At 73.4% G+C, this 12,300-nt stretch carries 9 protein-coding genes; 2 read left to right on the top strand and 7 right to left on the bottom strand.

Annotated elements, in window-relative coordinates:
- Window positions 1–9 precede the first annotated feature (9 nt).
- Together ACFQ9Z_RS22985 and ACFQ9Z_RS22990 are read right to left on the bottom strand one after the other, a co-directional pair.
- Window positions 10–1,290, bottom strand: coding sequence for a hypothetical protein (locus ACFQ9Z_RS22985; protein ID WP_383021771.1), 1,281 nt, complete (start codon window positions 1,288–1,290; stop codon window positions 10–12).
- Between the two features lie 246 nt (window positions 1,291–1,536).
- Window positions 1,537–2,331: a class II aldolase/adducin family protein gene (locus tag ACFQ9Z_RS22990; RefSeq protein ID WP_383021775.1), complete on the bottom strand. Its 795-nt coding sequence runs from the start codon at window positions 2,329–2,331 to the stop codon at window positions 1,537–1,539.
- A gap of 141 nt (window positions 2,332–2,472) precedes the next feature.
- On the opposite strand from ACFQ9Z_RS22990, the gene ACFQ9Z_RS22995 reads away from it, so the two are divergent.
- Entirely contained in the window at window positions 2,473–2,940 is a 468-nt protein-coding gene (locus ACFQ9Z_RS22995) for a pyridoxamine 5'-phosphate oxidase family protein (RefSeq protein WP_383021777.1), read from the top strand.
- A 71-nt stretch (window positions 2,941–3,011) separates the two neighbouring features.
- Here the strand turns inward: ACFQ9Z_RS22995 and guaA are convergent, their stop codons facing one another.
- A complete protein-coding gene (guaA, locus tag ACFQ9Z_RS23000) occupies window positions 3,012–4,592 on the bottom strand; it encodes a glutamine-hydrolyzing GMP synthase (protein WP_143627779.1) in 1,581 nt (526 codons plus the stop codon).
- 288 nt (window positions 4,593–4,880) lie between these two features.
- On the opposite strand from guaA, the gene ACFQ9Z_RS23005 reads away from it, so the two are divergent.
- Window positions 4,881–5,138, top strand: coding sequence for a chorismate mutase (locus ACFQ9Z_RS23005; RefSeq protein WP_383021783.1), 258 nt, complete (start codon window positions 4,881–4,883; stop codon window positions 5,136–5,138).
- Window positions 5,139–5,833: 695 nt separating this feature from the next.
- Here ACFQ9Z_RS23005 and ACFQ9Z_RS23010 read toward each other — a convergent pair.
- The 4 genes from ACFQ9Z_RS23010 to ACFQ9Z_RS23025 all read right to left on the bottom strand — a co-directional run bounded on the left by ACFQ9Z_RS23010 (window position 5,834) and on the right by ACFQ9Z_RS23025 (window position 12,267).
- Entirely contained in the window at window positions 5,834–7,639 is a 1,806-nt protein-coding gene (locus ACFQ9Z_RS23010) for a GMC oxidoreductase (protein WP_383021787.1), read from the bottom strand.
- A 50-nt stretch (window positions 7,640–7,689) separates the two neighbouring features.
- Entirely contained in the window at window positions 7,690–9,303 is a 1,614-nt protein-coding gene (locus tag ACFQ9Z_RS23015; RefSeq protein ID WP_383021790.1) for a succinic semialdehyde dehydrogenase, read from the bottom strand.
- Between the two features lie 192 nt (window positions 9,304–9,495).
- Window positions 9,496–10,335: a serine/threonine-protein kinase gene (locus ACFQ9Z_RS23020; protein ID WP_383021794.1), complete on the bottom strand. Its 840-nt coding sequence runs from the start codon at window positions 10,333–10,335 to the stop codon at window positions 9,496–9,498.
- A 261-nt stretch (window positions 10,336–10,596) separates the two neighbouring features.
- Entirely contained in the window at window positions 10,597–12,267 is a 1,671-nt protein-coding gene (locus tag ACFQ9Z_RS23025) for a serine/threonine-protein kinase (protein ID WP_383021798.1), read from the bottom strand.
- Window positions 12,268–12,300: the final 33 nt, after the last annotated feature.

A 12,300-nucleotide genomic window follows, 5' to 3' on the forward strand; every position in this document is an offset into this window, starting at 1 on the left:
GTTCTGCCCTCACTCCGTGATCTGGACGACGCACCGGTTGGTCGCCGCGCCGCTCGCGGTGATCACCTGCACCTCGACCGCGCCGGGCTCCACCTCGGCCGGCACCGGGACGGTCAGGACGGTGTCCGTGGGGTTGCGGAAGCCGCCGGTGACGGGGACCAGGGGGACGTGGACGTCGACGGCGCCGATGCGGACGACCGTGCGGGAGAGGCGGTCGGCGCCGTGAGCGCCGGGCGGGACGAAGCCGGCGCCGCGGATCTCGATGTCGTCGCCGGTACGGATCGGACCGTCCAGGTCCCCGGGCTCGCGGGTGCGCACCACGGAGAGGATCACCGGGCGGCCGCCCTCCGCGTACTTGCCGGCCAGGTAGGTCGCGGCGGAGACCAGCACCAGCACCGCGAGTCCCCAGGGCAGGTCGGGGAGCTGGTCGGGGCGGCGGGCCAGCCGGACGGCGGCGAACAGCAGGGCGACGGCGTTGACGACGACGTACTGGATGTCGGCGAAGGCGCCCCGGCCGGAGTCGTCGGTCAGCAGGTCGGCCGCGCGCGGCCGGTGGGCCGGCACCTTCTGCAGCCGCTGGGCGAGGATGCGCAGGCCGACCACCCGGCGGACCAGTACGGCGATGCCGCACAGCACGGCGAGGACGGTCGCCAGGCCCGCGCCGCGCGCGAGGTCGAGGCCGGCGAGCAGCGCGTCCCGCTCGCCGTGACCGGAGGCGGCGGCCAGCCGGCCCGCGAGCAGCAGGACGGCGTAGGTCACGAGGAGAATCCAGCTCGCGGCCACCGCGCGGGAGGTGGACATGCGGTTGTCCTCGCCGATGAGCGGGGCCAGCACCCCTCCGCGCGCCCGGTGCCGCCAGGAGGCGGCGGCCAGGACGCCCCCGACGGCGAGGCCGGCGAGCAGGGCGGCGGTGCGGGCACTGCTCCAGCCCGCACCGATCGCGGTCAGCGACTCGGCGAGCAGCAGGGTGAGGACGGCGCCCGCCATCGCGTACACGGTGCGCAGCCACAACCGCGCGAGCCAGGCCTCGCCCTCGGCGCGGCCTCGTCCGGCCACCTCCTCGGCCCGCTGGGTCAGCTCCTCGGAGACCCACTGGCGGGAGGCGGAGGCCGAGTGGGCCACGGCCTGCGGCAGGCCCTGCCCGGCCGCGAACTCGTCGCGGACGCGCAGGAACGCGGCGACGGCCCGCCGGTGCCCCTGCCGGGCCCCGTGCGGGCAGTCACCGCACGCGCAGCCGCCCTCATGGGTGCCGTCGGCCCCCGTGCCCTGTCTGGCCTCCTGTACCGCCACCGCCGACGCCCGCCTTCCCCACGACTTCCCGTCCCGGTCGGAGCCGCGCGCAGTGCGCGTTTCCGGTCGCGCAACCCCCCTGCGACGAAAGCGAATTGTGCCCTACCCCGGCGGCGGTCCGGGCCGGCCGGTCCGGGCCACGGCGGGTGAACTGCGTACCGCCGTGTTGACGCGCCTCCCGGCACCCCGCGCGAGGGGGATCCGACACGGATCCGGCAGCCGGGATCCGGCGGCCGGTGCCGGTGGCTAGCCGAGCAGATCGGGTTCGCTGCGGCTGATGTCCTGCCACAGGGGCTGGTAGTTGATCCAGGCCACCAGGTCCCCGCCGAGCTGTTCCCGGGTGGCCACGGCCAGCTTGTGGTCGATGAGGACCGGCCGGCCGGCCGCCTTGGCCAGTAGCTGCACCTGGCAGGACCGTTCCAGCGACAGGAACCACCAGGCCGCCGCGTCCACCGAGTTCCCCACGGTCAGCAGGCCGTGGTTGCGCAGCACCAGCGCCTTGCGCGACCCCAGCACGCCGGCGATGCGGCGGCCCTCCCCGGCGTCGACGTTGACGCCGGTGTAGGCGTCGTACAGCGCCAGGTCCTCGTAGAAGGCGCAGCTCTCCTGGGTGATGGGGTCGATGAGGTCGCCGAGCGCGGCGACGGCCCGGCCGTGCACGGAGTGGCAGTGCGCGACGGCCACGACGTCGGGACGGGCGGCGTGCACCTGGGCGTGGACCGTGAACGCGGCCTGGTTGACGTGGTAGCGGCCCTCGACGACCTGCCCGTCCCGGTTGGCCAGCACCAGGTCGCCGACGGTGACGTGCTGGAACGGCATGCCGAACGGGTTGACCCAGAAGCAGTCGCTGTACTCCGGGTCGCGCGCGGTGATGTGCCCGGACACCCCGTCCTCGAGTCCGGCGCGCCCGAAGATCCGCAGGGCGCCCGCGAGCCGCTCCTTGCGGTGCCGGCGTTCGTCCTCGACCGAGTCGTGCATCGGCGGCATGGCGAACCGGAGCTGGTCGGTGGGCAGCGGAGGGGGCGGCGTGGGCCCGTGCATGGGTCCTCCAGCGTGGGGGTTTGCGGTACGGGCGGGAAGTTACCGCCGGTCGGCGCAAAAGGGCAGCGCTGGTTGGTAAAGATGACGTGCGCGACGAATACACGACAGAAGGTGTCCGCTTTGCCGGTGAGACTGGCCGGCATGAACTGGGCAGCCTTCACCACCGCCGCACCCGATCTGGCGGCGGTCACCGAACGGCGCTTCGGCGCTTTCCGGCACCACGTCCTCGCCACCCTGCGCCGGGACGGCTCCCCGCGCACCTCCGGCCTGGAGGCCGACTTCCGGGGCGGCGAGCTGTGGCTGGGCATGATGGCGGGTTCGCTGAAGGCTCTGGATCTGCGGCGCGATCCGCGCTTCACGCTGCAGGCCAACCCGGGCGAGGGCACCGGCACGGCCGGCGGGGACGTGCGGATCGCCGGGCGCGCGTACGAGGTCGGGGAGGACGGGACCAAGGCCGCGTACGTGGAAGAGGTGGAACCGCCGCAGCCGTTCCACCTCTTCCGCACCGAGTTGACGGAGGTCGTGCGGACCTACGTCGAGGACGACAGGTATCTGGTCGTCCAGGTCTGGCGGCCCGACGCGCCGGTGCGCACGCTCAGGCGGACCTAGGGCATCTCGTCCGGATCACACGCGAGGCCCCGGGCCCCGCCGTCCGGGACCCGCTGCTCACCGGGCGGGGATCACTCCCACTCGATGGTGCCCGGGGGCTTGGAGGTCACGTCGAGGACGACGCGGTTGACGTCCCGGACCTCGTTGGTGATCCGGGTCGAGATGCGGGCGAGGACGTCGTAGGGCAGCCGCGACCAGTCGGCGGTCATGGCGTCCTCGGAGGAGACCGGGCGCAGCACGATCGGGTGACCGTAGGTGCGGCCGTCGCCCTGGACGCCCACGCTGCGGACGTCGGCGAGCAGGACCACCGGGCACTGCCAGATGTCCCGGTCGAGGCCGGCCGCGGTCAGCTCCTCGCGGGCGATGGCGTCGGCGTCCCGGAGCAGGTCGAGGCGCTCCTTGGTGACCTCGCCGACGATGCGGATGCCGAGGCCGGGGCCCGGGAAGGGCTGGCGCTGCACGATCTCCTCCGGCAGGCCCAGCTCCTGGCCGACCATCCGGACCTCGTCCTTGAACAGCTTGCGCAGCGGCTCGATCAGCTTGAACTCGAGGTCCTCGGGCAGGCCGCCGACGTTGTGGTGCGACTTGATGTTCGCGGTGCCGGTGCCGCCGCCGGACTCGACCACGTCCGGGTAGAGGGTGCCCTGGACCAGGAACTCCACGGCCGGGCCCTCGTCGGCGATGATCTCGGCCTGCGCCTGCTCGAAGACGCGGATGAACTCCCGGCCGATGATCTTGCGCTTCTCCTCCGGGTCGGAGACGCCCTTGAGAGCGGTCAGGAAGCGCTCCTCGGCGTCCACGACGACCAGCTTGACGCCGGTCGCGGCCACGAAGTCCTTCTCGACCTGCTCGGTCTCGCCCTTGCGCATCAGGCCGTGGTCGACGTAGACGCAGGTGAGCTGGTCACCGACGGCCCGTGCGACGAGCGCGGCGGCGACGGCGGAGTCCACACCGCCGGACAGACCGCAGATGGCGCGTTTGTCGCCGACCTGCTCGCGGATCGCGGCGACCTGCTCCTCGATCACGTTGCCGGTGGTCCAGGACGGGGTGAGACCCGCGCCCCGGTACAGGAAGTGCTCCAGCACCAGCTGGCCGTGCGTGGAGTGCATGACCTCGGGGTGGTACTGGACGCCGTACAGCTTCTTCTCGTCGTTCTCGAAGGCGGCGACCGGCACGACGTCCGTGGACGCGGTGACGGTGAAGCCCTCGGGGGCGGCGGAGCAGGCGTCGCCGTGCGACATCCACACGTGCTGCTCGTCGGGGGTGCCCTCGAAGAGGGTGGAGCCCGACTTGGAGACGTGCAGGTCGGTGCGGCCGTACTCACGGGCGCCGGTGTTGTCGACGGTGCCGCCCAGGAGCTGCGCCATGAGCTGGAAGCCGTAGCACATGCCGAAGACGGGGACGCCGGCCTCGAAGAGCGCCCTGTCGAGCCGGGGGGCGCCCTCCTCGTACACGGAGGAGGGGCCGCCGGAGAGGATGATCGCCGCGGGGTTCTTGGCGAGCATCTCCTCGACCGGCATGGTGCTCGGCACGATCTCGCTGTAGACCCGCGCCTCGCGGACGCGACGGGCGATGAGCTGGGCGTACTGGGCGCCGAAATCGACGACCAGGACGGTGTCGGGGGAGGCGGCAGAGGGAGTCGCTGATGACACGGGGTGCCTTCTGGTGGTCGGGCGGGGTCTGCGCTATCGAGTCTAACGGTGCGGGCGGACTCGCCTTCCCCGGACGCAGCCGTGGCATACTGGCCACATGCTCGCGCACTCGACCTTCCTCTTTACCTATGGCACCCGGCCCGCCGGCTGCCATGGTCGTGCTGCTTGAGCGAACCGCCAAGCGACTTACCAGGCGCCCCGGGCCGACAAGGCCCGGGGCGCCTGTCGTATCTCCGGGTTCTGCCGTTCCGGGGCCTCCACCAGCCACCTTCACCAGGAGCCCCCGCCATGACCACTCTCACCGCGGAACAGACCATCGACGACGCCCGGGCCCGCATCGACGCGCTGGACGACCGGATCATCGGGCTCATCCAGGAACGGATGGCCGTGTCCACCGTCGTCCAGGAGACCCGTATCTCCTCCGGCGGCCGGCGGGTGAACCTCTCCCGCGAGATGGAGATCCTCGGCCGCTACCGCGAGGCGCTCGGCAAGCCCGGCACCGCGCTGGCGATGACCATGCTGGAGCTGTGCCGGGGTCGCATCTGAGTTCGGCCCTGGTCTCACCCGTACGGCGCGTGACCGGCCGGCGCGCCGGCTCGTTGAGACGGGTGTCCGTGCCAGCCAGGGGCGGGCCCGACAGAACCACGCGTGGCTCACCGGAGCGATGAGGCGTACGGGTCGTGCCGTGCGCCGTGGGACCTCGCTCCGGAGAAGTGACCGGACGGCAGGGGACAGCAGCCCGGTCACCCAAGAGAACGGCCGGCTCCGGGGACGCCCGGGGCCGGCCGGCGGATCCCGGGACCAGATCCTGAGTCCCACAGAGCAGGCGGCGCGCCCCCCGGCGCCGCTCCCGGGCACCGGCGCGCCTCGAAGCCGGTGCCGACGGGAAGAGGGCCCCGCGGCTCGAGCCCGCGGGGCCCTTCGCCGCGCCCGCCCCCAGGGCGGCGTCCGTCGGGCCTCAGGCCGGCGTCCGTCGGGCCTCAGGCCGGCGTCCGTCAGACCCCGGGCCGGCGTCCGTCAGGTCCCGGCCCGTATTCGATCAGACCCGGGCCCGCACCCACCCCTGCACCTGAGCACATCCCCACCCGCATGTGACTCACGCCACAAAATTTCCGGGGCATCCGGAAGCAACCCTTCACCGCCCTCGCGGATCAAACCTGCTGCCGGATCAAGACGACGGTAAGAGGCGAGGGACCTGCGTTCGGAGGGGGATGCAGGTCCCTCGGCGTCTTCCGGTCCGGCTACTTCTTCGGTGGCACCGCGGGGATGCCCAGGAACGGCAGCCGGAGCGCGCCGAACGCGTCCGCCGGGACCGCAGGCTCGCGCGGCTCCACCGGCTTCAGGCGCTCGTACGCCGCCCCCTGCGCCGGGCGCGGGTCCTCCTCGCCCTTGTTGGGCCAGTACGACATGGCCCGCTCGGCCTGCGCGGTGATCGTCAGGGAGGGGTTGACGCCCAGGTTGGCCGAGACGGCGGCGCCGTCCACCACCGAGATGCCGGGGTGGCCGTAGAGCCGGTGGTACGGGTCGATCACCCCGGTCTCCGGGGAGCCGCCGATGGGGCAGCCGCCGAGGAAGTGCGCGGTCAGCGGGGTGCCCATCAGCTCGCCGACGTTGCTGCCCGGGAAGCCGTTGATCTCCTCGGCGAGCGCGGTGGCGGCCTCGGACGCGGCCTTGATCTGCTTGGGGTTGGGAGCGCCGTGCCCCTGCCGTGCGGTGAGCAGGCCCTTGCCGACCCCGCCGGGCTTCAGATGGGTCGTCAGCGAGTTGTCCAGCGACTGCATCACCAGCCCGATGATCGTCCGCTCCGACCAGCGCCGGTTGGAGAGCGAGCGGGCGACGAGCAGGGGGTGGCGGGCGGCGTTGGCCAGCCAGGCCAGTACGCGCGAGGAGCCCTCGGCGTAGGGGACCTGGAGGATGGACAGGCCGCCCATCGAGTTGGAGCCCTTGCCGTAGCGCACGGGTTCGATGTGGGTGCTGTCGTCGGGGTGGATCGAGGACGTGATGGCGACCCCGCGCGTGAAGTCGGCCCTCCGCTCCCCGGTCGCCCTGCGGTAGCGGCGGTTGTCGGTCTGCGCGCCGACCAGCGCCTCGGAGTTGGTGCGGGTCAGCTCGCCCAGCCGGGCGGAGAGGCGGGGAAGCTGACCGCTGGCCTTCATCCGGTGCAGCAGCGTCTGGGTGCCGTACGTGCCGGCCGCGACGACGACCTTCCGCGCGGTGAACAGCCGTCCCGCGCCCTTCTTCCTCTCGTCCGTCGGCAGGGTCGCGATCGCGTACCCGCCGCGCGAGTCGTCCGTGACGGACACCACCGTGGTCATCGGGTGGACCACCGCACCGGCCTTCTCGGCGAGGTACAGGTAGTTCTCGTTGAGGGTGTTCTTCGCGCCGTGCCGGCAGCCGGTCATGCACTCGCCGCACTCGGTGCAGGCGTTGCGGGACGGCCCGGCGCCGCCGAAGTACGGGTCGTCCACCCGCTCGCCGGGCCTGGCCTGCGCCTTGCCGTCGGCGTCCTCGCCGTCGCCGAAGAACACGCCGACCGGCGCCAGGTGGAAGGTGTCCCCGACGCCCATCCGCTGCGCCGCTGCCTTCAGGTGCACGTCGGAGGGGGTCATGGTCGGGTTGAGCCGCACGCCGAGCATGCGCTGGGCCTGGTCGTAGTACGGCTTCAGCTCCTGCTGCCAGTCGGTGATGTCCCGCCACTGCGGGTCCTCGAAGAAGGCCTTCGGCGGTACGTAGAGGGTGTTGGCGTAGTTGAGCGAGCCGCCGCCCACGCCCGCGCCGGCCAGCACCATCACGTTGCCCAGCAGATGGATGCGCTGGATGCCGTACATGCCGAGCCGGGGGGCCCAGAGGTAGTTCTTCAGGTCCCAGGAGTTCCTGGGCAGGGTCTCGCGGGTGAAGCGGCGGCCGGCCTCCAGCACGCCCACCCGGTAGCCCTTCTCGGTGAGGCGCAGCGCGGAGACCGAGCCGCCGAACCCCGAACCGATCACGATGACGTCGTAGTCGTACCCGTCCTCGTCCCGGGTCTGGACAGACTTCTCCTGCGACACGTGCTCTCCTCGTCGAGAACGGCGGTTGGCGGTTGCGGGGTCGGGGGTGACTAGCGGAAGCGGAAGGCCTTCATCAGGCGGAGGCTGCGGCTCATGAACCGGGCGTACTGCGCGTCGTCCATCCCCAGCGACGGCGCCATGGGCAGCAGCCGCTGCCGGGCCACCGTCTGGGCCTCGGTGTACTTGAGGATGCCCTCGGAGCCGTGGCGGCGGCCCAGGCCGGAGTCCTTCATGCCGCCCATCGGCGACTGGACGCTGCCGTAGGCGGGCGCGTAGCCCTCGTTGACGTTGACCGTGCCGGTGCGCAGCCGGAAGGCGACGTCCAGGCCGCGCCGGGCCGACTTCGTCCACACGGACGCATTGAGGCCGTACGGCGTGGAGTTGGCGCGTTCCACCGCCTCGTCCTCGGTCTTGAAGCGGTACAGCGAGACGACGGGCCCGAAGGTCTCCTCCTCGCAGACGGCCATGGAGTCCTCGACGCCGTCGAGGATGGTCGGCTCGAAGAAGTACGGGCCGATGTCCGGACGGGCCACCCCGCCCGCGACCACCCGGGCGCCCTTGGCGACGGCCTCCTGCACATGCCGTTCGACGGTCTTGAACTGCCGCTCGCCGACCAGCGAGCCCATGTCGGCGCCGTAGGCGAGGGAGTTGCCGAGCCGCATGGCCCGGGTGCGGGCGGCGAAGCGCTCCAGGAAGGCGTCGGCGACGGACTCGTGCACGAACAGCCGCTCGATGGAGATGCAGAGCTGGCCGGCCGAGGAGAAACAGGCCCGTACCGCGCCCGCGGCGGCCTTCTCGACGTCGGCGTCCTCCAGGACCAGCATGGCGTTCTTGCCGCCGAGTTCGAGGGAGACCCCGACCAGACGGGCGGCGGCGCCCTGGGCGACCTCGCGGCCGGTGCGGGTGGAGCCGGTGAAGGAGACGTAGTCGGCGTGCTTGACCAGCTCGGGGCCGACGACCGGGCCCTCGCCGAGCACGACCTGGAAGACGCCTTCGGGCAGTCCGGCCTCGATGAGCAGGTCACGGGCCCAGAGCGCGGTGAGGCAGGTCTCGGTGTCCGGCTTCATGACGACGGCGTTGCCGGCCGCGAAGGCGGGCAGCGCGTCGCCCACGGACAGTTCCAGCGGATAGTTCCAGGGGGCGATCTGGCCGACGACCCCGCGCGGGTGGCGCAGTTCGGTGACCTTCGTCAGGGTCGGCACGGCGCCGGCGTGCCGCTTGGGCCGCAGGTAGCCGGGGGCCTTGCGGCCGTAGTGGCGGGCCGCGACGGCGACGGCCTGCACCTCCTCGTGCGCGTGCAGCCGGGCCTTGCCGGTCTCGAGCTGGATCAGGTCGAGCACCTCGGCCTGGCGCTCGAGCACCAGGTCGTGGAAGCGGAGCAGCACGGCGGCGCGCCGGCTCACCGGGGTCCTCTCCCACACGGCCTGGGCGGCGCGGGCGGCGTCGAAGGCCTTGAGCACGTCCTCGGGTGTGGACTCGGGCAGGTCGGCCAGCTTCTCGCCGGTGAAGGGAGTGTGGTTGGCGGTGCGGCCGGAGCCGACGACACCCTTGGTGAGCTGGGCCACCAGCGTGGGGGTGACCACGTCGGCGGCGGTGCGCACGCCCTCGGGGGCGGGCGCGAGCGGATTGGTGCCGGTGAGGTCCGAGGCCTGCGAGTCCGTCATGACGCGCAGGGTATGCCGCGGCGGAGGCTTTGGGTACCCGTCGGTAACGGGGATTCACCGAGTACTCACACGACGCCAGTGATCACTGGCAGCGAATGCGCTGATCAGCGCGTTGTCGGGAGACGATCATCATGGCTCGGGTTTTTCCACCGGGTGGCGGGCGCCGCTCGGGTCAGGGCTGCGGTCCTGTCGTCAGGGTCCGCTGTGACTCGGGGCCGGCCGGGCGGCGGGCGTGGCCGCGCGGGCCTCCGGCGCCGCCGCCACCCCCTCCGGCGCCGCCGCCACCCCCTCCAGGGCGGCCGCCACCTTCTCCAGGGCCGCCGCGACCTCCTCCGCGGTCGGCCTCGCGTCCGGGTCCGGGGCGTGCAGGCGGTCCAGGAGCGGTCGCAGCGGGCCGGCGTCGCCGCCCTCCACGGCGGTGGCGAGCAGCGCGCCGAGGGACCACAGGTCGGAGGCGGGACCGGCGCCGCGGCCGGAGGCCCGCTCCGGGGCGGCGAATCCGGCGGGGACGTCGGCGGCGGGCCCGTCCCCGATCCCGAAGTCGGTGACGACGACCCGCCCGGTGCCGGACTCGATCAGGACGTTGGCGGGCTTGAGGTCCCGGTGCACGATCCCCACGGCGTGCGCGGCCCTGAGCGCCCCCAGCACGGCGAGCCCGACACGGGCGGCCTCGGCGGGCGGCAGCGGCCCGCGCCGTACGGCCTCGCGGAGCGACTCGCCCTCCACCAGCTCCATGACGATCCACGGCAGTTCGTCTTCCAGGACGACGTCGTGCAGGGCGACGGCGGAGGGATGCCGTACCCGGGCCGCGGTCCGGGCCTCCCGGTGGAGCCGGTGCGCGATCCGCCCGCTCTCCTCGTCTTCGGCCGGACGCCCGGGCAGTACGGGCTCCTTGACCGCGACGTCCCGCCGCTCCCGCTCGTCCCGGGCCCGCCAGACCGTTCCGGCCGGCCCGGCGCCCAGGCGCTCCAGGAGCCGGTAGCGTCCACCGATCAACCGTGCGTCGGGCGGGTGTTCGCCGTCTCCACTCATGTCACATGAGTACCCTGCGCACCACACCCTTGTCGAAGGAGGCCGGGCGCCGGCCCGCCCCGACTCCCGTTCCCTCAGGGCTCATTGATCTCCAGGTTCGCGATCGCGGCCGTGGCGACCTCCCGGCCCCGGGCGCTGAAGTCGCCCCTGCCCGGGTAGCCGACGGTGAGGCGGTACAGGTCGCCGGAGCCGGTGCGGCAGTACCGGCGTCCGTCACCACAGCGAGCACGAACCGGTCACGAAGCCGTGACCGGGCGGGGATCAACGTGCCGCGGCCGAGAAGGTGTCCACGGCCACGTCGAAGTACTCCCGCGCCTCCCGCACCTGTCCGACCGGCGCCGACACCCACACGTCGTACATCCGGCCGCCCTCCTCCCAGCACAGGTCGTAGGTGTGCCGCGGGCCCTCGGCCGCGCTGAAGCCGTCCCAGGTGAACTCCCAGAGCGCGGCCGGGTGTCCGGCGTGCGTGGTGCCGACGACCCGGCCGTCGTGGTATCCGGGATTGGTGCTGGCGCCTCCTGCCGCCGCCCGGCTCATCACCGCGGCGGGGCCGCCGGCGTCGGGCGGGGAGATCTTGACGCCGAGGCGGAAGGTCTGTCCCGGCGAGAGGTAGAAGACGCGCTCGCCCTGCCGTTCGCGGGTGAAGTCCCGCGGCACGGCGAGCGAGAAGCCGTCCGGGTCACGGGCGGTGCGGTAACCGGAAGGGGCGGTGCGGGGTCGGGAGGCCGCGGGCGCGCTGCTCGCGGTGACCGCGGAGGACGGCGAGGCGCTGCCGTCCTGCGGGGACGCGGACCGGCTCGTCGGGGCGGCGGGGCTGCTCGTCGTTCCGCCGGGCCTGCCGCCGCCCTCGCCCTGGTGCACCAGCAGCGCCGCCGCCGAGACGCCCGCCCCGGCCACCGCGGCGACGAGCAGGGCGGCGATCAGCACCCCGCGCGAGGACTGGCGTGCGGGCGGGGGCTGTTCGGCGGCGGGCGGGTCGGCAGGGGCCCGCGGCGGATCGGGCTCGGCCGGCGGGTGAGCGGCCGCGGCCGCCCGGGCCGCGCGGGCGGCGATCCTCGGTGTGCGGCCCGACGCCGGCGGTTCCGGGGCCGCCGGGGTGCGGCCCGTCTCCAGGAACGTCCGCAGCATCCGCTCGGCGTCCGCCGCGTCCAGCCGCCGGTCCGGGTCGCGTTCCAGCAGGCCCCGCACGACGGGCAGCAGCGGCTCGGCCTCGGCGGGTGGCCGGATCTCGGCGGCGACCACGGCGTGCAGGATGCCGCCGAGCGAGTCCCGCCGGAACGGCGACTCGCCGCTGAGCACCGTGCACAGCAGCGCGCCGAGCGACCACAGGTCGGACTCCGGCCCGGTGCGCGTGCCGGACATCCGCTCCGGGGCGGTGTACTCGGGCGAGCCGACGAAGGAACCGGTCTCGGTGAGCGTGGTGGCGCCCGCGACCTGCGCGATGCCGAAGTCGGTGAGCACCACCCGGCCGGTGCCGGACTCCAGCAGCACGTTCGCGGGCTTGATGTCGCGGTGCAGGACGCCGGCCGCGTGCGCGACGCGCAGCGCGCTCAGCAGATCGGCGCCGATCCGGGCGGCCTCGGCGGCGTCGACCGGCCCCTGCCTGGCGATGCGGTCGGCGAGGGAGCCTCCGTCGATCAGCTCCATGACGAGGTACGGGCGCTCGTCCTGCTCTATGACGTCGTGCACGACGATGATGTGCGGGTGCCTCAACTGCGCGACCGCACGCGCCTCACGGAAGGTGCGGTCGCGGCGGCGCCGGGCGTCGTCGTCCGGGAGGGAGTCGGCGGCGGCCAGTTCCTTGACCGCCACCAGCCGGCCCAGCACCTGGTCGCTCGCCCGCCACACGACGCCCATTCCGCCGCGCCCGATCCGCTCCTGGAGGCGGTAACGGCCCGCGATCACGCGGAAGTCGTCCCCGTCGGATCCCATGAGGCCCATCATGCCGCACCGGACGCACCCGTT

The sequence above is a fragment of the Streptomyces sp. NPDC056580 genome, assembly GCF_042793175.1.
Lineage (GTDB): Bacteria > Actinomycetota > Actinomycetes > Streptomycetales > Streptomycetaceae > Streptomyces.